The 19,605-nt window shown below is 40.6% G+C and carries 16 protein-coding genes; 4 read left to right on the top strand and 12 right to left on the bottom strand.

Annotated features, from left to right (window positions below; translation table 11 throughout):
* Positions 1-145 precede the first annotated feature (145 nt).
* Complete coding sequence (locus OQE68_RS11065; protein WP_180566615.1) at positions 146-661, bottom strand: Hcp family type VI secretion system effector; 516 nt, start codon at positions 659-661, stop codon at positions 146-148.
* A gap of 468 nt (positions 662-1,129) precedes the next feature.
* Here OQE68_RS11065 and OQE68_RS11060 point away from each other — a divergent pair, with 468 nt between their 5' ends.
* Positions 1,130-1,486 (top strand): thiol-disulfide oxidoreductase DCC family protein, encoded by a 357-nt coding sequence (locus OQE68_RS11060; protein ID WP_180566614.1) that lies wholly within the window; start codon positions 1,130-1,132, stop codon positions 1,484-1,486.
* A 1-nt stretch (position 1,487) separates the two neighbouring features.
* Here the strand turns inward: OQE68_RS11060 and OQE68_RS11055 are convergent, their stop codons facing one another.
* Positions 1,488-2,789 (bottom strand): cyclic di-GMP phosphodiesterase, encoded by a 1,302-nt coding sequence (locus tag OQE68_RS11055; RefSeq protein WP_180566613.1) that lies wholly within the window; start codon positions 2,787-2,789, stop codon positions 1,488-1,490.
* Positions 2,790-3,044: 255 nt separating this feature from the next.
* Here OQE68_RS11055 and OQE68_RS11050 point away from each other — a divergent pair, with 255 nt between their 5' ends.
* Positions 3,045-4,139: a phospholipase A2 family protein gene (locus OQE68_RS11050; RefSeq protein WP_180566612.1), complete on the top strand. Its 1,095-nt coding sequence runs from the start codon at positions 3,045-3,047 to the stop codon at positions 4,137-4,139.
* Between the two features lie 130 nt (positions 4,140-4,269).
* On the opposite strand, the gene OQE68_RS11045 is transcribed toward OQE68_RS11050, so the two are convergent.
* Positions 4,270-5,112 carry a substrate-binding periplasmic protein gene (locus tag OQE68_RS11045; RefSeq protein WP_180566611.1) on the bottom strand — a complete coding sequence of 281 codons (843 nt, stop codon included), beginning with the start codon at positions 5,110-5,112 and terminating at the stop codon, positions 4,270-4,272.
* 213 nt (positions 5,113-5,325) lie between these two features.
* Between OQE68_RS11045 and OQE68_RS11040 the strand changes: the two genes are divergently transcribed.
* Complete coding sequence (locus OQE68_RS11040) at positions 5,326-6,462, top strand: DUF4124 domain-containing protein (RefSeq protein ID WP_180566610.1); 1,137 nt, start codon at positions 5,326-5,328, stop codon at positions 6,460-6,462.
* 177 nt (positions 6,463-6,639) lie between these two features.
* Here OQE68_RS11040 and OQE68_RS11035 read toward each other — a convergent pair whose 3' ends face one another.
* The 3 genes from OQE68_RS11035 to OQE68_RS11025 all read right to left on the bottom strand — a co-directional run bounded on the left by OQE68_RS11035 (position 6,640) and on the right by OQE68_RS11025 (position 10,642).
* Positions 6,640-8,103 carry a hypothetical protein gene (locus OQE68_RS11035; protein WP_180566609.1) on the bottom strand — a complete coding sequence of 488 codons (1,464 nt, stop codon included), beginning with the start codon at positions 8,101-8,103 and terminating at the stop codon, positions 6,640-6,642.
* Positions 8,104-8,478: 375 nt separating this feature from the next.
* Positions 8,479-9,669, bottom strand: a complete 1,191-nt coding sequence (locus OQE68_RS11030) for a PA0049 C-terminal domain-containing protein (RefSeq protein ID WP_180566608.1) — start codon at positions 9,667-9,669, stop codon at positions 8,479-8,481.
* Positions 9,670-9,982: 313 nt separating this feature from the next.
* Positions 9,983-10,642: a peroxiredoxin gene (locus tag OQE68_RS11025; protein WP_180566607.1), complete on the bottom strand. Its 660-nt coding sequence runs from the start codon at positions 10,640-10,642 to the stop codon at positions 9,983-9,985.
* Positions 10,643-11,033: 391 nt separating this feature from the next.
* On the opposite strand from OQE68_RS11025, the gene OQE68_RS11020 reads away from it, so the two are divergent.
* Entirely contained in the window at positions 11,034-11,786 is a 753-nt protein-coding gene (locus OQE68_RS11020) for a hypothetical protein (RefSeq protein WP_180566606.1), read from the top strand.
* Positions 11,787-11,848: 62 nt separating this feature from the next.
* Here the strand turns inward: OQE68_RS11020 and OQE68_RS11015 are convergent, their stop codons facing one another.
* From OQE68_RS11015 to gbcB, 6 genes are all read right to left on the bottom strand, one after another.
* Positions 11,849-12,799 carry a COG2958 family protein gene (locus tag OQE68_RS11015; RefSeq protein WP_180566605.1) on the bottom strand — a complete coding sequence of 317 codons (951 nt, stop codon included), beginning with the start codon at positions 12,797-12,799 and terminating at the stop codon, positions 11,849-11,851.
* A gap of 197 nt (positions 12,800-12,996) precedes the next feature.
* The gene (locus OQE68_RS11010; protein ID WP_180566604.1) at positions 12,997-13,629 is read right to left on the bottom strand and encodes a sarcosine oxidase subunit gamma; all 633 of its coding nucleotides are present in this window, start codon (positions 13,627-13,629) and stop codon (positions 12,997-12,999) included.
* A complete protein-coding gene (locus OQE68_RS11005; RefSeq protein ID WP_180566603.1) occupies positions 13,622-16,642 on the bottom strand; it encodes a sarcosine oxidase subunit alpha in 3,021 nt (1,006 codons plus the stop codon). Before OQE68_RS11005 ends, OQE68_RS11010 begins: the two co-directional genes overlap by 8 nt.
* Positions 16,642-16,935 carry a sarcosine oxidase subunit delta gene (locus OQE68_RS11000; RefSeq protein WP_180566602.1) on the bottom strand — a complete coding sequence of 98 codons (294 nt, stop codon included), beginning with the start codon at positions 16,933-16,935 and terminating at the stop codon, positions 16,642-16,644. Before OQE68_RS11000 ends, OQE68_RS11005 begins: the two co-directional genes overlap by 1 nt.
* A 15-nt stretch (positions 16,936-16,950) precedes the next feature.
* Positions 16,951-18,201: a sarcosine oxidase subunit beta family protein gene (locus OQE68_RS10995; protein ID WP_180566601.1), complete on the bottom strand. Its 1,251-nt coding sequence runs from the start codon at positions 18,199-18,201 to the stop codon at positions 16,951-16,953.
* 68 nt (positions 18,202-18,269) lie between these two features.
* Positions 18,270-19,358: a glycine betaine monooxygenase reductase subunit gene (gene gbcB, locus OQE68_RS10990; protein ID WP_180566600.1), complete on the bottom strand. Its 1,089-nt coding sequence runs from the start codon at positions 19,356-19,358 to the stop codon at positions 18,270-18,272.
* Positions 19,359-19,605: the final 247 nt, after the last annotated feature.

Genomic DNA, 19,605 nt, shown 5'->3' with positions numbered 1-19,605 from the left:
ATAGCAACAATCTTTCAGGTGGAGAGAGTATCGTAAAAGATGATGAGCGCGGTAGTTTTACAACAACCTTTAATAGGTGGTAGATTCAAATGATGCTGAGGTATGGATAAAAGCCCTGCAAGAGAGGGCTTTTTTCAAGTTTTTATTATTTTTTTGGTTTACGCCAGTCGTCATCGCCTGATGTACCACAGACTTCGTGAGTCCACAAAATCTTACGATAAGTAAAATGAACATCTTCAAGATGAGTAAAGTGAGCTTGACTCGGATCCTGGCAATTAGGCATCGAAGCATTTATAGCAACGATAATGGCATCTTCCAGCTCGATCGTGAAATAGTGTTCTTGAGTGCCTGTAATTGAAGTACGATACCAGTCGATCTTACATTTAGCCAGCTTTTCACCAGAAGTTAGTGCCGTATAAAGTAAGGGAGAACATTTATCAAAAACTTTGGTAATCACCAGAGGCTGGTGAACCCGTTGGCCTGTTGGCTGACCACTTTGAGGATCACGAGGAATGATGACATCATGACGAAAAGCTTGAACCAAGATTTGGTCTTCATGGCCTTCCTGATAAATATTACCTACCGAGTCTTCAGTGAAAGTGCCGGCAGTAATTGGACCTTGTGTAGTGCCTTCAATTGTCATGTACGCTGGAGTTGGCATAGCATCATTCCTTGTTAGTTAAAAGTGGGCTTCTTAAGAAGAAGCCAATAACGAATTCTTTAGCCACGGGTGCGGGTGACCAACAGTTTACAGGCAGTTAATAGTCAAACTGCATGCCATATTTTAATTTTCGTTTAAAATCAATTGGTTGTTTGCTGTTTAAGGAGCATGAGTCAATGGTTTTCTTATAAGTGAGCAATAAAGCGCTCAATCATAAAGACTAAGTGAGAGGTTTATTGCTCACTTATGCTTAGAAAATTAAAAGTTGTGAGTCAGTTTCATCATCTCTAACGAAAAAAGAGCAAAAAGCTGCTCTTAACTGAATTGGTAAGCTAACTGCCTATTGGCCAAACTCTCTTAAGAGAGTGTAAAAATTGAGTTTAGTGCCTGTTATAGAATAGCAGTGCGCTCTGTTGTTCCATTGCTATTTGCTTTTTACAATCCTTAGGCGACTTTGAGTATTACACAATGGATAAAATAATCATTTATTACGACGCAGTATGCCCCAGCTGCCAACGGGATCAACAATGGTTTAACCATGTGATAGACAAAAATAAGATAGAGTGGTGTGACATCAATGAGAATAAAGAAGCATTATTAAAAGCAGGCATTAATCCGAAGGAAGCATTAACTAGCTTGCATATTCAATTAGCGGATGGAGCAATTGTTAATGATATTGATGCATATATAGCATTGTTAAAGCTGAGTCCTTGGCTGCGAGTGATAGCTTGGGTTATGAACTTTAAAATGATAAAGCATTACTTGCATATTATTTATCAAAAAAGTGTTCACGAACGGTTAAAAAAAAGCAACCGGCTACCATAATTTAACTTTGGATTACCTCGTTAGAATTAATTGAGATAGTAGTGTTTGGTAAATTATCGCTGTCTTTTTTGTGGGTATTCTTTGTTAATGAATCGTTTGTTATCAAGTTAAAGTAGTCTTTTATGTCAACTCCATAAGTGCCGTTTATCAATTCTCTTTTAATAACATAAGGTTTGCTTTCGGCGTCTAAGTCTATTTTAGTTAAGTCAACCAGCCGTTGTTTTCTAGGTTCTTTAAACTCATTCAGTAACAATAGAACCCTGGGCTTTAATCTACGGATGTCATCGTTACTAATGACTATACCGACTTCACCATTGGTCATTTCTACGATGCTACCGGGCGGATAAATACCGATACACTTAATAAACTCTCGTGCTAATTCGGCATCGAAATGTGTACCCATTTCGTTGTAAATGATATTAAGCGCCGTTAATGAGGTTCTGCTGCTGTCATAGCAGCGGCAGCTGGTAATTGCATCATAAACATCGGCGAGTGCTACTATCTTAGCATAAAGTGGAATTTGTCTAGACTGTAGTTGACGAGGATAGCCTGTGCCATCAACTCTTTCATGGTGGGAATGCGCTACATCAACCGTGATTAAATATTTATTTTCCGCAGCAGTTAAAATGTCTTTGCCATAAACAGTATGCATTTGCATAATGCTGTTTTCATCAGGGTCTAACTTACCAGGTTTATTCAGAATCTCTTCAGGCACTTTAGCTTTACCTACATCATGTAACAAACCGCAGAGGCCTATAGTTTCTATTTCAGAGCTAGACATGCCAAGGTAGCGAGCAAATGTTGCAGATAAAATGCACACATTCATGCTATGCTCTGCTGTGTATTCGTCTTGTTGCTTAATTTGGGTTAACCAACGAAGGGTATCAGGGTTACGTAATATACTGTTAACACATTCAGATACAGCTTCTTTAGCTTCGTTAATATCAAGTGCTCTACCAATACGAATACCGTTCATAATATTTTTGGCCAAGCTACGAGCCTGGCCAAAGTTAACGGAAGCCTTTTCAATTTCTTGTTCGAAGTTAACTTTGTTAATATAAACAGCTTGGCGTTTGGGTAAGTTAGATTTAACTTTTGTTGACTCTCCTTCAGTGTTTTGTAGTTTTCCTTGGATATAAACGTGGTTGCATTCCTCTGCTAGAGCTCTGATATCTTCTTGTGATTGAATGATAAAGCCTTGTAATAGAAATGATGTCTCTAGCCAAGGTCTGTCTAGTCGAACAACATGCATACCGACTTCCAACTCTGATACATGCAGCTTCTTTTCTATATACTCGCTCATTGATGGTTATACATTCCATGTATTTTATTGTTAAGTATAGTGAATAAGTAGAATTGTATTTGTTCATTATAAAAAAGCATAGTTGTAAGCAAGTCATTACACTTTTATTTAGGTTAAAATTCTCCGTATTGTAGTAAAGCTGTTAAATGATTTTTATAAAAATTCGACTGTACACTAAAAACATTTGTTACTTAATTTGATGTGATAAGGAGATCAGCTAATAAATTTAAGAAAAATAATAATTGAGATAATGATATGAAAAAAATGTTACATTTTATTTTATCTTTAACGTTGCTTTCAGTTGCTTTTGTTTCGAATTTATATGCAATTAACTTAGATAGCCCTCAAAGAGCTTTACTTTATTCAGAAAAAGCATTTTCTGCATCTGGTAATGTAGTGCTACCTAATATTAAGCTATCTGCAAAACTTCACTTTAAAGAGAACAATAGAGCTTTCTTGATTGAAGTAAATATGGGTAGTGATGGGGATAAGTCATATATTTATTATGATTGGAATAGTAGCCCCGCAACAGGCTATATTCAAAATTCAATCAGTTGCACCAGGTTTTCGCTGGGTAATAGTAATGCTCCTAGTATTAAAAAGTTGTTGGCAAAAGTTAAATCAAATACTAACAAAGTATCAACAAAACAAGGTGTTTATTGGCAAACAGCCAATAAGAAAAAAAATAAGCAGATATTGACATTTCAGTTTAATGAGACAGCATTGCTATTTGAAGTAAATAAAATCAGTCCTTTAAGTCAAAACTTATTTAACCCAGCAAATCTAGAAGGCTGTATTGATATTGCAACTGCTCAACGAAATAATAAGAAAAAAATAAAAAAATTAAAATTAAGTAGAGCAGAGTCACCCATAAATAAACCTTATAATGATTTTTCTGTTAGTAATTTATCATATGATTTTTATGGATTTTATTCTTCGGTGGAGTATGCTGGCAGCCCATTTTATCAAAATGCAGCAGAACATAAGCATGCTGTGAGTCGTTGTGAAAAAGATGGTGAGGCTGTGTGCAAAACAGAATGGGAGTTGGGTGGCTTATTTGGACGGTATGGATATTATTGTGGCGATGGCTGGGATAACAAACCATATCAGCCGATGTCTTCATTAGATTACTGTTGCCAAATGCATGATCATCATGCCTGGGGAGACAATCATTTAAAAAATTTATGTGGGTTTTATGCCTGTGTTGCTTGTTCTGAAAAGGGGAGTTATCAAGAATTTATAGATGAATATGATGCTGCGAACATTATTGAAAAGTTTGCGAAAACTGGAACATTTTTGATTGGGTGTTCGTTTGATGGTTGGGTGTCTGGGTTTAGTTGTAGTAAATAGTAAGAATATTGGATATCTCCTAAAAATGCTGGGATATATACTTTTCGCGAATTATTTTTAGACTTTGTTACCGTCGCTAAGCACCAAGGATGGTGTGAACACAGTAGTTTTTGTTGCTCGATTGCTACACTTAAAAACCACTAATATTTGATGTGTATGATAGGTTTTGAACCACGCTAGGACACGAATACCTAAATTTTTTTTCTGGAAGTTGCTTGGAATATTTATCATTTAATAAAGATATAGCATGGTTAAGTCCAGTTACTATAGCTTTGGCATTGGGGTGTTTTTTAGAGATAACTAAGTGTAAATAGTTTTCATCAAATGGAGGTGAATTAAATGTGATATAAATTTGTGATTCTTTTGGTACATACCTTTCAATAAGCTCTAGGCCATTTAAAATATCCATTGGCACATAGTTAACTCTTCCATGAATCAATAAATTGAAAACAAGGGATTCAAGTCTTACTTCACGTATCTGGAAATTATATTTTTTAACCGCCTCTGAAAATTTATCACCATAATAATAAGCAGTAGTTACACCAAAAGGTCCTCTACCCTTGAGATCAGATAAACTTCTCCACCGATAATTGTTACCTTTTAAATAAAACATTACATGTTGGATGACAAAAATAGGGTCTGAAAAGTAAAGAGTTTTCGCTCGTTCTTTATTACACATCCAAAAACCACTTGCATCGGCCAGAGCAGCTTCAGTGCGGTTGTAGGCGCTTAGCCAGCTGTCATACCAGTCTAATGTGGCTGTATAGCCGGCCTTAGCAAGAGCCTCTGTTAAGCGTTTGGTTTGTAACCCACCATGAGCATCTGACTGAATCGTATGGGGTGGCCAATCTGACATCGCTATAGTCATTGTTTTGGCAAAGACTAAGTTATATAGAATTAAATTTAGAGTGATGCTTACTATAATGGGTATGGATAATGCCTTTATGCTGTTGATGGCACTAGTTGCTTTCACTTTTTTATGCTCATTACAGTTAACTACAGGCTATCAATACTTTATTTTAGTATGAAATTGCATCAATTTATATTTATTAGAAAATGAACTGAAAAAGATGCTTTTTAAAAGTGTTGGATATCAATATAATATTTTAGGTATAGTGTTACAGGTAATTAGGCTGTAGTCTAAAGTTTAGACTAATTTGTTAACTTGTTTTTGATAGATGAATTAATGACACGTATTCGATTTTGGCTATTTTTCCTGTTTATTATTGTTTCATTAGGGGCCGTTATGTGGCAGCGGGCTTCTGAAGAACAGCGTCGTGAGCTGTTAGCTCAAGTTGGTATTCAATTACCAGATAATAAAATAACCTACCAGCCAATACAAAAAATACCTATTGCTGAAGAAAAGCCTATTTCAAAAACGACTATTGAAGTGGAAGGATGGCAAATGGGTGACTACAAGTGCGCACCTACTACGCGTAAAGTAACTGAAGTAGAGCCTACTAGCCGCATCTATAAATGGGTTGATGAGCAAGGTAAAGTACATTTTACTGATAAAGTACCCCAGCAACAGAAAGTTGCAGATTTATCTAAAAAGTATACGAAAAAGGCGCAGTATTTTCGATTAACTGTAGAGCAGCAAGGCGACAGTTTACCTAATTGGATGAAAGCTAAACTGACAGCTGATACCCAAAAAATATTTCATATCATGACAAGCAATATGTCTTTAGCTGATTTGCGTCAGGTGACATTAACAATCAAGGTGTTTGACCAGTTGGAACAGTTTAGTCGTTATCGTTCTGAGGTGGCTCCCACACTAAAAACTAATAGTGGGTTTTATAACCCCAAACTTAATGTAGCAGCGGTCATGCGTCAGCGAAGCGATAAAACGACCTATGCAGTTGCTCGTCACGAGGCCACTCATGTGATTATTGCAGGGTTATTTGGTTTTATCCCTAGCTGGTTTACGGAAGGATTGGCTGAGTACTTTGAACAAATGGAGCTTTCTGGGCAGTTAGCTATTATTAAGCCAAATCGCGGCTGGCTACGCTTATTAGCTAGTCAACAGCAGCAAAATCAGCTAATGGGGCTTGATCAATATTTAAGTTTTTCAGGTAGGGCGTGGTATGAACAAGATTTAGCTACTATGTATGCTACAGCCTGGTCTATAATTTATTTTTTGATGGAGCAACCCGACACTCAGATAATGTTGAGTAAATATATGAAAGCACTAAGTGCAAATAAATGCCAAGTGCTAGATGCAAAAGTATTTTTTGAACAAAATTACCCTGGTGGACTTAAAGCTCTTGATCAGCAATGGCAATACTGGTTGGGTTCTTTAAGTATTACAGCTCATCGTTACTAAAGAAAGCATAAATAACATACCCTATAACCGTCGCGAATCATTTTTAGGTTTGGTTATCATCGTTCCAAATCACCTATTTTAATAGGCTCATGGGAATTCGTTACTTGATAGCCTCACCTAAAAAACCTCCGCATTGGGTATACAAACAATACAGGGAATATTGTGTGCTTGCTGGATTTATTCGAGATATTTCAGTGCCAATAATAGTTTCTCAAACGATTTATATTCATTCGCTTTAAATACAGTTAGTTCTTTGCCTAAAAAAGTAGGATGCTTTTTCAGTAGATCTAAGCAGTTAGTTAATTCTGCTGCTACCAGTATGCGAATATATTGCTTGTTTTTTATTTGTTCAAACAGTTGTGTATTGTGCAGCAATATTTTGAGTGTTCGATCAATTTGTTGTTTAGCATTTCTTACTCTGTCGTTTTCCGGTTGAGGGTTGTTTGAAATTAAGCCTTTCAGTTTATGCCATAAACTGGGTGTGGTATTAGCCAGTGCAAGTTTTGCTTGCTGAAAGGCAGTTAATGCATCAACGTTTATAGCTGGTATGCTATTTTGATCAGTAATAGCTTCTTGGAATGTCTCTAAGCGGTTATTTAAAGAGTTTAATCTACGTTCAGCCTCTATATACTCTTCATCCAGCCTGCTATTTAGTTTTAGCCAGTTATCTAACGTTTTTTCATCTGCATTTGAACTGAGAGATATATTGATGCAGCTTTTAGCTATTGGACATTCTAGTTTTTTAGTAGGAGATAGGTGTTCTTGTTGAAAGCGAAATAAGTGAAATAGCTTATTATTGATTGATACGAAGTAATCGTGTTCTGATGCTATATTTAAAGTGTTATCTCTTATTTTTTGAATTATTTTGAGCTGCTTATTTAGCTGTTCAAGTAACCTTTGACGGTCTTCTTGTTTATTCTTTAGGCTAACAACTTTGTCAGTTTGAGGTGTTTGCTCGGTAATACTCTCTTGTTTTACTGTAGTTCTTGCCTCAATTTTACCAAGAAAGCTTATCGTCAAGTATTTACTTAATGTGCTTTGTTTGTTAGCCACTGCATCGTGAATAGTACGGTAAAAAGAGCTGCTTTTATTGTGCCGATGCCCTTCTAATATCTGGCTAAGTAGCTTTGCTAGTGATGTAGGATTACTTAGTGCTTTATCATTTGAAAGCTCTAAGCAGAGAACTATTTCACCTTTGTCATTAAACTTGAAGTAATTGCCTAAATTAGCATTGGGTGAATTTGTACCTGTTATGAAATAGTTTCGTAGCGTATCTCGGTGTTTGATACTTTTTTGGGCATAAATGGTAAAAGCACTAATGAGTTCACTTTCAATTTTATGTAAATGGTTCTGGGGTATTTTAATTGTTTTCGTTGATGGTGTAGTTGTTACTGTTTGTGGCGCGGGCTTAAGTTTATTTAGTCGGTTGGTATTGTTAGAAGGCAACTTAGTAAGAGGATTAAGCTGTTTTGCTTGATTAAACAGCCAATTAAATTTATTTGGCTTGAGTTGTTTTATAGCAAGCTTAGTGTCACCAAAATGAACCATTCCTCCAGGCGTTTGATTGACTGGGGTTGAACTAGTAGTAGATTGTTGGTTAGTTGTACCACTAGATATTCTAGAAATGCCATTATCAGGCATGACACGTTCCTTTACTAAAATATGACTAATCAGTTAATACTATAAAGAAAGCCCCTAACTTTGAGAGACTCCCTAAAATCATTCGTATTGGCTATATATCTGATGAAATGCTCAGATAGAATAGTGCTTTCCCTGCTTAGCTTCAAATAGTGAGTGACTATTTGGTCACATCTTCAAAATACATAATCATTCGAGCGTATTTTATTAGAATAAGTTGTTTTTTTATAAATAAAGAAAGGGTTGTACTGAAGGCAAAGTCTAATGTTGGTTCAAGAAGGTTGCGTGGGAAGGATAAATCGTAAAGGAGGCGTTAATTTATATAAATGTCTGCTAATTTTATTTTTTAAATTTAGCAGACATTTTTTGTGGTCAGAGTTAAATCACATCAGCTGCTAGCATTAACATTTGCTTCACTTGTTGGATGATAGCTGACTGTTTGGTTTTATTAAATTTGCTTACTCGAGGAGTATGAATATGACCGACAGGTAATAATGGCTGATAACGGTTACGTAGTCGTATACTACGATAAGAAATCTCATTGGATAAATAGCCTCCACCTGAACCTTCCACTGAGGTCATGCTAGTAAGCTCCATTAAGCTGTTAGGAAAGCGAACCCCCTGGGTGGTAATGACTTTATGATTGTCATTGATTTGATATCTGCCTGTTGCTTTTTTCATCACTTTAGCTGGTAAGCTAAACTCAACAAACTCTGCTCCATCTAGTAAGGAGCCTTTAAGTAAAGGAACAAGAGGGTTAGCTGCTGATGCTCCAGTATAAATATTCAGGTTGTCTGGTGCTTGGGCTGATCGGCGTAGTCCTGGGAATCGCTCCAGATCAAAATTAGATCTACCCATACTAATGGTTGCAACTATATCAACAAGCGGGTTGGCAATATAAGGTGTGAGCAGGGTTTCTACCATACCACGATCAAAGTCTTCAAATCTTACGGGTAAAATAAAGGCTTCAATGGCGACTTGTTGCCCATTTATTGTCATTTTTTTACCATCAAGAGTCAGTGCTATAGAGCCAGAGGGGTTGCTTTGCTCAATGTTATAGTCAAGAAAAAAAGGATCAAAGCCAGTAATTAATATTCTGAGTTGATCACTCGCTTTAAAGTTAACATCTAATTGTCCACGAGAAGCCAGCTCATACTGCCAAAATAGAGATTCTTGCTGGCTTGCTGTTAAACTCAAGTTTTTAGCCTGTTGACGTATAATTTTGCTGATAGCAAGCCTTGCCCAATAAAGAGGACGGTCATCTTTAACTGAGGGGCTTGGTTTATTTGCAATCTGCCATAGTTGTTGGCCAGTGGACTTGGCAAGTTTGACTAAATGTTTATAACTTTCTATTGACTCTATATCCCTACTAACCTGATTAATCAATAGTTGATGAGGGGCTAATAGTTCAGGCAAATTGGCTTGAATGATAGGGAGCCGTTGCTCTTCTATAGTTGGGCTAATAGCAGTGTAGGGAGAGTTCTCGTTATTAGTTGAGCTTTGGTTGCTGTAAGCCATTGGAACTAACAAGCTTAATCCTGTTAGGAGAGTGGAAATAAACCCCTTCATCTTGGACATCCTTATCTATATTGTAATGCCTATTATTAGGGCATATATCAGTTGGTAACCGATGTTGGTTGAAATTTAATTAGCTTGTAAGACAGGTGATTTTCCTGAATTTAAAAAAGTACCATAAAAGAGATAGGGTAATGAAATTTATACCCTTTGCTGTCAGTATATATAACGTATTTTTTACAACTACAAATATAAACTAGCAATCGCAGAAAATAAAAGAAGTTAACTAGCTGCTAAGTACAGATCTGCTTCATACTTATTTGCACATGAAACAAATCTGTCTTTTATACTCACAGCGAACAGTATATTACTGTGGCTGAGGCACTAAGCGAATATAAGGCTTAGGTGCTTTCCAGCCATTTGGAAACTGTTTTTTAGCCTCATCATCTGATACAGCTGGAACAATAATGACATCTTCTCCTTGTTGCCAGTTAACCGGAGTGGCCACTTTATGCTTAGCTGTTAGTTGTACTGAATCCAGTACTCGAAGCACTTCATCAAAGTTACGCCCGGTGCTCATAGGGTAAGTGATCATTAATTTAATGGCTTTGTCTGGTCCAATAATAAATACTGATCTAACAGTTGCATTGTCGGCTGCAGTTCGCTCTTTCGCTTTACCACTGGCATTAGGGTGAATCATACTAAATAGTTTGGCTACTTGTAGATCTGTATCGCCAATTAAAGGGTAGTTGAGAGCGTGACCTTGAGTTTCTTCGATATCTTTTGCCCATTCATGATGATCTTGAATAGAGTCAATGCTAAGGCCAATAACCTTACAGTTGCGCTTTTCAAACTCAGGTTTCATCTTGGCCATATAGCCAAGTTCTGTAGTACATACAGGAGTAAAGTCTTTTGGGTGCGAAAACAACATAACCCAGCTGTCGCCTATCCACTCATGAAAGTTAATAGTTCCTTCAGTTGTTTCTGCAGTAAAATCTGGTACTTGATCACCAATCTGTAATGGCATGTTATACCCTCCAAAGTTGGTTATATATAGAAATTAATTAGCTTCGACAGTTTAGCAGAGCCCGTCGAACTCCCCCGGTTATTTCTGTAGTTTGATGAAATGCTCGGTTAAGTACGCTTGTTAAACATCCTTCTGAGTAAGTTTGTCAAACAGGTGTTTTATAAGCAACAGTTATGATGGTTGTTGCAATGAATAAGTTCATTTAATTCTCTAAAGCACCATTTGCTTAGGTAGAAGTGGTCAGCAAGGCTCTCTAACTCATTGAATGTAGAGCGGTTTGAAAGAGAAATTATTTCATATGGTTGCAAATTAAACAGCGTTGACATAATATGTCTCTCGTCAGGGATATCCATCCTTGAGATAAGCAGGACGGTAGGAAGGAGGTACGCCTATGCGAACGAAAAGCTCAACTCATAAGTTGATAAACTGGTCTTTTTATATTTGTAGTGTTTTATTAATAACTGCTTTTTGGTTTCGAAATGATTTTGCACCTCGTTCTGAACTTCAGTTGGTTAGTGATATTAATGAGCCACCAAAGCAGCAGCGCACGAATAAAAAACCATTTAATATTTATAAAAATGATGTATTGTATAAAGTAGAGCCTTTGTATGATTATGCACTCACTGGTTTAGTTGTTTCCTATAACCATCATGATGGACAATTTGGCTCCCATAAGCGTTGGCAAGATCATATCAATGTTGCAGATTTATGTGTGGTATGGGGTGATAATGCTAAAAAATTAGACTTGAACAAGTTTGAGTTTTGGAGTGGCGAGTTTACTTGCTTTTACCAGACAAAAGATTATTTGCAATATAAATTATTTAAAAATAATGAGTTGTCAAATAATCATTTAATTACCGACAGTGAAATAATTCGAGATGCAATTAGTGATGTAAAAATTGGTGATCAAATAAAAATTAAAGGCTGGTTATCAAAATATTCAAATCACCTGGGTGGTTCGCGTGGTACTAGTACTACCCGTGAAGATACTGGTAATGGTGCTTGTGAAACAATTTATGTTAATGACTTTCAAATAGTCAGTAGTATGAAAACGGGTTGGCGGACTTTATTAGATTTTTCATTGATAGGTACAATTTTAAGTGCATTAGTTTGGTGTGTTGGGGTGTTTCGAGGTGTTTTTTAATATCACTTAATGCCTGTGCGCTCCCGGTATTTGAAGATAAAATATCAGGAGCTTTTGTTATTTTAAATCTTATTCCAATCTCTTGCTCGTAAAATTCCTGTTTGATAATACATTGAAACTTGCTCGATAAAATCGCGAAAATCTTCATTTTCGTCAACAATACGATTAGCAGATTGCCAGTCCACTTCGGGTCTAGCTCTGGCGGGTAGTAGAATTTCACTTTCAAACGGGTTTTCAGTGACGAGTAAAATAACGCCTATACCATGTAAAGCCGATAGCATTCTTAGCTCTTGCTCAACTAAAGTATCTGCAATGCTGGTAGTGACCAGATAACCTTCATTGGCCCAGCTGGAGTTAGATACAGCCTGGAAAAATGATTTACGTACAGTAGCTCGGGTTAATTCTCGTTTTACCTCAAAAGCCCAAAGCCGAACACTCTGGCTGCCACCTTGCCGAACACAGGTTTGTACCAGTTCATTCCAACCTTTTGCCACAGGCTCCATGGCCACTATGTCTGGATGTAACCAGTGATTCCCACCGCTACCTCGGCTGTTTCGAGAACGCTTCTCATCAATGCGTAAGCAATACAGGTGATGTTCACTTTTTAAGTACTGAACTAGTAATGGATACAGCTCTACTTCCGCCAATATTTGTTGCTGAGTGATAACCTCTATGGCAGCGTCTTCGTCATCCAAGTCTGAGTCAGACCAATCAGGTTCTTCTTCCTCTTCGTTGGCGTTCACTTCAAACCAATATACTCTGGGCCTTGGCTTATCCTGCCAATGGATTTTATTATCTTGACGTAAAATGCTGGCTTTTTGGGCACCAATCTCAGCCACAATTTGCTGCAAAAAGGCTTTCTCATCACTAAAGCGAGGGTTAGAGCGTTTATCTAAATAGTCTTCCGGGTAGCGTGCAATAATAGCCTCAGCAATCTGCCGGGCAGTAAATTTTTCACCTGGATTTTCTTTTAAAAACTCAGCTACTTTCTGTGACTGCGAAACCCGACTCATATTACATATTAACTGTTGTATGTTCTAATTAGGGTGGTTATTTTTCACCAGATAAGGGAAATCTGCAAGCAGTCAAATGGAAAGCATTTTTTCGTGAGTATCATAAAGAGAGGATTTAGGCAGTGGCACCTTTAGCTCCCTCTCCCCGTCGTGGGGGAGAAGGGATTTAGTTTGAAGTATTTTTGAGACAGCCTTAATCAACCACCTATCGATAAGCCATACTCTTCACTGGCATCGACCAACCACCGCCATAGATAGTCAGCGAAGCTACGTCTGACCACTAATTCAAACGTATTAGTTTCTATTCTGCGGATTAATGCAGTGGATTTAGCTAACGTGGTTTGCACACTTTTACCTACTGGAAAATTCCGTAAATGCACGTCATATCCAGTAGATTTCTGCAATACCTGCTCAGCATTTGTTCCAGACAAGTGAAGAATGGTTTGGCCACCACTGACATCGACAACTAAATAGTGGCCATGTAGGTGTTCATGCAGCTCTTTTTCTACCTGAGCTTCGGTGCCACCTTCGACCAAAATTAACCACTCATCAGGCCCTAACCACTGGACGACAGCTGTTTTACTTTGGCTGCTTTGATGAGGCTGGGTGGGTAATGCTACTCCAAGGGCTTTTTCCACCCCCTTGGAAAATAGCTCATTATTAGGATCGCCTCGTAAAATAAGGTGGCCTTGTAATGCTAGCTCTTTTAATTGCACGCCACCTTGAGGCTGATTGGCAGGCTTAGCAGGTAGGCCCAAGTGGTGGAGCGGTGATTCTGCTCGTACGGCCAATTGCTGGTCATTAAATACATCATCAGCGACTCTAGACATTTTGGCGCTCTCCTTTGGGGTCTAAAAATATAGGTGAACAAATTTCAGCTTCAATGACTCGACCATCTGCCAATGGCGCAAAAATGGTTTCGCCCATTTTCTGGTGGCCACCTTTGACTACTGCCAATGCCATGGAATAACCCAGACAAGCACTTTGATAGCTACTGGTTACATGGCCAACCATCGTCATTGGCTTAGGCTGGTCGGGGTTAAATACCAGCTGGGCACCTTCCGGTAAAACTGCATTGGGGTCTTTTGGCTTGAGACCCACAAACTGTTTGCGATCAGCTCGAATACAGTCACTACGATCCATCGAGCGTTTACCTAAGAAACTGAAAGGCTTATTTTTGCCAACAGCCCAGTCCATCCCTAAGTCATAAGGGGTGACGGAGCCATCAGTATCCTGGCCAACAACAATAAAGCCTTTTTCAGCCCGCAATACGTGCATAGTTTCTGTGCCGTAAGGGGTAATGCCGAATTCAGCACCAGCTGCCATCACTTGCTCCCACACATAATGGCCATAGTTAGCTTGCACGTTGATTTCGAAAGACAATTCGCCAGTAAAGCTGATCCGGAACACTCTAGCTTTAACACCAGCAACCGTTGCTTCTTTCCAGCTCATAAAAGGAAAAGCTTCATTGGAGAGATCAACGTCGTTACAAATTTTCTCCAGCACTTTGCGGCTGTTAGGGCCAGACATGGAAATAGTCGCCCAGTGATCGGTAACGGAGTTGAAATAAACCTCCAGCTCAGGCCATTCAGTCTGATGCCAGTTTTCCAACCATTCCAATACGCCAGCAGCACCACCAGAAGTAGTCGTTAATAAAAAGTGGTTTTCACCCAAGCAGGAATTAACCCCGTCATCGAACACCATCCCGTCTTCTTTCAGCATTAAGCCGTAACGACAACGACCGACAGCCAGCTTGCTCCAAGCATTGGTGTAAATGCGGTTGAGGAATTCGCGGGCATCAGGCCCTTGAATATCAATTTTGCCCAGTGTTGATGCGTCTAAAACACCCACACTATTTCGCGTAGCCAGGCACTCACGGGCAACAGCCTCATGCATGGTTTCTCCTGGTTTGGGGTAATACCAGGGACGCTTCCACTGACCCACATCCTCAAATAGTGCGCCGCTTGCCTCATGCCAGCTATGCATGGCGGTGTAACGCTTAGGATCAAACAGCTCACCCACTTCTCGGCCAGTGAGTGCACCGAAAGTAGTGGGGGTGTAAGAAGGGCGGAATATAGTCGTGCCTGTTTCAGCCAAGGTTTTGCCTAATGCCTTAGCTAATACAGCCATACCATTGATGTTGCCTAATTTACCTTGGTCAGTACCAAAGCCCATGGCAGTATAACGTTTGACGTGCTCAACAGACTCAAACCCTTCCCGCGCCGCTAGCTCAATAGCCGCTGCGGTGACATCCGTTTGATAGTCAACGAACTGCTTGGGTGCTCGGCTAGGCGGCTGGTGATGAGGAATGTGGAATAGTAGCTGACCTTGCTCGATATTAGGCTCATTGGTTTTAGGCAGCTCTATAGCCTGATCACCTTTACCGAAACCGGACTCAACCGCTGCTTGCAGACCAGTATCAGCCCCTTCTTGTAGTGCTTTCTCCAGTGAATAGGTACCCTGGATGCCACCTACACACCATTGAGCTTGATGGGTCTCACCTGGTACAAAGCCACCAACATCATCACGCCAAACTGGGCGACTGCCAGTGTGACAGCTTAAGTGCACTATTGGGCTCCAGCCACCAGAACTAGCCACAGTGTCACACTCATATTGCTCAGCACTGCCTGCCAGTTGCTGACCATCAGCACTTAATGGTGCTACTTCAACCGCTTTAACTCGCTTGCTGCCTTTAACATTGATTACACCATGCCCAGTAAGAACACGAATGCCTTTACTGATAGCTTGTTTGACTAATTCACCTTGAGGGTTGGCACGAGTATCAACAACCAGAACTACTTCTCGACCAGCAGCTTGCCAGTCGAGGGCTGTTTGGTAGGCATAATCATTGGTAGTCATTAGCACCAGCTTGCTGCCGGGTACTACCCCATAACGATTGATGTAAGTATTTACCGCTGACGCTAGCATACAGCCAGGCCGGTCATTATTACCGAATACTAATGGGCGCTCTTGTGCGCCTGCTGCCAGGATAACTTGGTTGGCGCGAACATTGTGTAGCCGTTGTCGAACACCAGGCTGATTCTCGCCAACGTGATCAGTACAGCGCTCCACAAGTGCTACCAGATTGTGGTCATAATAACCAAGTGCAGTGGTGCGATTTAGCAAGGTAACATTAGCCAACGAGCCTAACTCACCGATCACTTTGCTTACCCACTGGCTGGCAGGCTGCCCATCAAGCGTTTCTGTGTTATTAAGTAGATAGCCTCCCCACTCAGACTGCTCGTCCGCCAAGATGACTCTTGCTCCCGCTCGTGCAGCAGCTAAAGCTGCGGCTAATCCTGCAGGGCCACCCCCAACAATTAATACATCACAGTGATGGTGTATTTTATCGTAGCGATCAGGATCTGTTTCCTGTGGGACTCGGCCTAACCCAGCCGCTTTACGAATATACTTTTCGTAGGTTAGCCACTGGCTTTCAGGGTACATAAAAGTTTTGTAGTAAAAACCGGGAGGCATCATGTTCCCCCCCAGCTTACCCACTAATCCCATTACGTCATTTTCAGCTGATGGCCAACCACTGACGCTTTCACAAACCAAGCCATCATAAAGCTCAGTTTGAGTGGCTCTTAAATTAGGAATACTGGTAGCTTCAGTGCTGCCGACCTGCAAGATGGCATTTGGCTCTTCAGAGCCTACGCCGACAATACCTCTTGGTCGGCTGTATTTAAAACTGCGACCAACAATATCTACCCCATTGGCTAATAACGCAGAGGCAATGGTATCCCCCTCAAAGCCTTGGTATTGCTGGCCATTGTAGGTAAAGCGAATGGGATGGTTGCGGTTAATTCGGCCGCTCTGATTTAAGCGATTGACTTGGCTCACTACTGCTCTCCCTCTGCTGTTACCTGAGGTTTATCCCCCATTTTGTAGCTCTCTAGAATTTGATAGGTCACGGTATTTCGCGTCACATTAAAAAATCGTCGACAACCTGCAGTGTGATACCAGCGCTCATGATGCAGGCCCCGTGGGTTTTTACGGAAGAATAAATAATCTCCCCATTCTTCATCAGAAAGCGCTTCTGGGTTTTCTGGCCTGACAATATGCGCTTCTCCCGCATAGTGAAACTCGTCTTCTTCACGGGTTTCCTGGCAATAAGGACAGTGTATTTGCAACATCTTCAGTTCCCTCCGCTAGTGAGCTACGCCGGCAGCGCCGTGTTCATCAATTAAGTGGCCAGTGTAGAAGCGGTCGATATTGAATGGTGCCGCTAATGTGTGTGGATTATCGTTCGCGATGGTATGGGCAAATACATGACCAGAACCTGGTGTTGCCTTAAAGCCACCAGTTCCCCAGCCACAGTTGAAATACAAACCAGGAATATGGGTTTTACTGATAATGGGGCAGGCATCAGGGCAGGTATCTACAATGCCACCCCAGTGACGGTTCATTCGAACCCGGCTAAATATAGGGAACATTTCAACAATAGCGGCAACCGTATGTTGGATAGTGGCAAAAGAACCGCGCTGACCATAGCCGTTGTAGCTATCGATACCGGCACCAATAACCAAGTCGCCTTTGTCAGACTGGCTGACATAACCGTGCACATGGTTGGACATAACCACAGTATCAAGGATTGGCTTGAGTGGCTCAGATACTAAAGCTTGTAGTGGGTGGGATTCTAACGGTAAACGCATGCCTACCATTGAGGCCAAAACACCAGAGTTACCCGCTACTACGCAGCCAACTTTTTTCGCACCAATAAAGCCTTTCTTGGTTTCGACGCCACAAACAGCGCCATTTTGTCGGCGGATGCCAGTGACTTCCGTTTGCTGAATTAAATCAACGCCTAAGGCGTCGGCTGCTCTTGCAAAGCCCCATGCCACCGCATCATGACGGGCAACACCGCCTCGTGGTTGCCAAGAAGCACCTAATACTGGGTAGCGAGCATTGGAGGAACAGTTAAGAATTGGAACAAGCTCTTGTACTTGCTGGGTATTCAACACTTCAGAGTCAATACCGTTTAGACGATTTGCGTTAACCCGACGCTCAATATCGCGCATATCTTGCAAGGTATGGCCAAGGTTCAAAACGCCTCGTTGGCTGAACATCAGGTTATAGTTCAGGTCTTGTGATAATCCTTCCCAGAGTTTTAAGGCATGCTCATAAAGTAGTGCAGCTTCATCCCATAAATAATTAGAACGAACAATGGTGGTATTTCGAGCCGTGTTACCGCCGCCTAAGTAACCTTTTTCAATAACGGCTACATTAGTGATACCACACTCTTTGGCAAGGTAATAAGCGGTTGCTAAACCATGACCACCACCGCCAACAATAACAACATCATAATCAGACTTGGGGGTGGGATTGCGCCATACCCGTTGCCAATTTTCGTGGTAGCTTAAGGCATGCTTGAGCAGGCCAAAACCTGAGTACTTTTCCATATCTTTACTTACCTACTCGCTTAATTCACACAGTCTTAATAGAAAACAGGTGTTGTGTATAAAATGGTTTAGAAATCGACGACAACATCGCCGGTAGGTACACTGCAACAGCTTAAAATGTAGCCTTCAGCAATATCTTCATCGGTAATACCACCACTGTGATTCATTGAAACCTCACCAGACTTCTTCAACACTTTGCAGGTACCACAAAGCCCCATACCGCAAGCCCTGGGCATGTGTAAGCCCACTTTACCTGCAGCTTGGTGAATGGTTTCGCCTGGTAGTATCTCTGCCGTTTTACCTGTAGCGGCAAATTCAACAGTGATAAGTTCTGATTCGTCGTATGTGACTTCTACATAGTTAGCTGCGTCTTCAGGGTTTTCTTCTGGTGTAGTGATAAAGCTTTCTTCGTGGTATCGACTCATATCGAAACCAACTTCTTGTAACATTTGCTGGACAGCAGCCATATAGGGGCCGGGGCCACAACAGAAAACCTCACGCTCTAGCAGGTCTGGGGTGGTTGCATCAAGAATATTGGAATGTAAGAAGCCGCGGTAGCCAAACCAGCTTTGGCCTGGCTCAATTTTTTCGCAAATAACAACCAGCTTAAAATTGGACATAACTGCATCCAGCCGGGTGAGTTCTTCAATAAAGAGAATATCGTCTGGGGTTCTGGCGCTATGGATAAAAACCATGTCGACATTTGCCATGGTGTCAGCCCACCAACGAGCCATCGACATAACGGGAGTAATACCTACACCACCTGACAGTAGCAGTACTTTTTCGGCAGAGTAATCAATGCTGGTAAAAATACCGGCTGGGCCCTGAATATCAAGAGTATCTCCCACACTTAAATTATCGTGTAGCCAGTTTGAGACATAACCATTGGGTACTCGCTTAACTGCAATAGCAAAGCAATAAGGGCGAGAAGGTGCAGTCACAATGGTGTAGCAGCGTTGCACAGGCTTACCATTGATCGTTAGATTTAATGTCACAAACTGCCCAGGCTTGAAATGAAATAGCATTGGCTTATCAGCCTGAAACCAAAATGACATCACATCATGAGTTTCTGGAATCACAGCCACACAACGCACATTTAATGTGCTACCTGGCTGCCATACATCTGATGTTGCTGGATTGGCGAAGGTCTGGGTCATGTCACTGCTCTCTTCCGTTTGGCTATTATTTTTTGGTTAGCCACTGAGTGCTTTGGCAGGTAAGCGTGGCTATTTATGATTTAACTGGATTTTGGGTCAGGGGATGGATAGGGGATTATCTAAAAACGACCTACAAATAGTTTTTGCAGCCGGTAGTTAGCCCTTGCCCTAATAACGTCGGAAACCTGCTTCTGCTAAGTCGCTTTTAACTATGTGGGTAGAGGGGTTATTAATCAGAATGCCTGCA

Source organism: Spartinivicinus marinus (assembly GCF_026309355.1).
Taxonomy (GTDB): Bacteria; Pseudomonadota; Gammaproteobacteria; order Pseudomonadales; family Zooshikellaceae; genus Spartinivicinus; species Spartinivicinus marinus.
This window is presented reverse-complemented; position numbering and strand designations above follow the sequence as displayed.

Bases quoted from the DNA above. Each gene is read 5' to 3' on its own strand.
- OQE68_RS11065 (WP_180566615.1), bottom strand. From the start codon at position 661: ATGCCAACTCCAGCGTACATGACAATTGAAGGCACTACACAAGGTCCA.
- OQE68_RS11060 (WP_180566614.1), top strand. From the start codon at position 1,130: ATGGATAAAATAATCATTTATTACGACGCAGTATGCCCCAGCTGCCAA.
- OQE68_RS11055 (WP_180566613.1), bottom strand. From the start codon at position 2,789: ATGAGCGAGTATATAGAAAAGAAGCTGCATGTATCAGAGTTGGAAGTC.
- OQE68_RS11050 (WP_180566612.1), top strand. From the start codon at position 3,045: ATGAAAAAAATGTTACATTTTATTTTATCTTTAACGTTGCTTTCAGTT.
- OQE68_RS11040 (WP_180566610.1), top strand. From the start codon at position 5,326: ATGACACGTATTCGATTTTGGCTATTTTTCCTGTTTATTATTGTTTCA.
- OQE68_RS11035 (WP_180566609.1), bottom strand. From the start codon at position 8,103: ATGCCTGATAATGGCATTTCTAGAATATCTAGTGGTACAACTAACCAA.
- OQE68_RS11030 (WP_180566608.1), bottom strand. From the start codon at position 9,669: ATGAAGGGGTTTATTTCCACTCTCCTAACAGGATTAAGCTTGTTAGTT.
- OQE68_RS11025 (WP_180566607.1), bottom strand. From the start codon at position 10,642: ATGCCATTACAGATTGGTGATCAAGTACCAGATTTTACTGCAGAAACA.
- OQE68_RS11020 (WP_180566606.1), top strand. From the start codon at position 11,034: ATGCGAACGAAAAGCTCAACTCATAAGTTGATAAACTGGTCTTTTTAT.
- OQE68_RS11015 (WP_180566605.1), bottom strand. From the start codon at position 12,799: ATGAGTCGGGTTTCGCAGTCACAGAAAGTAGCTGAGTTTTTAAAAGAA.
- OQE68_RS11010 (WP_180566604.1), bottom strand. From the start codon at position 13,629: ATGTCTAGAGTCGCTGATGATGTATTTAATGACCAGCAATTGGCCGTA.
- OQE68_RS11000 (WP_180566602.1), bottom strand. From the start codon at position 16,935: ATGTTGCAAATACACTGTCCTTATTGCCAGGAAACCCGTGAAGAAGAC.
- OQE68_RS10995 (WP_180566601.1), bottom strand. From the start codon at position 18,201: ATGGAAAAGTACTCAGGTTTTGGCCTGCTCAAGCATGCCTTAAGCTAC.
- gbcB (WP_180566600.1), bottom strand. From the start codon at position 19,358: ATGACCCAGACCTTCGCCAATCCAGCAACATCAGATGTATGGCAGCCA.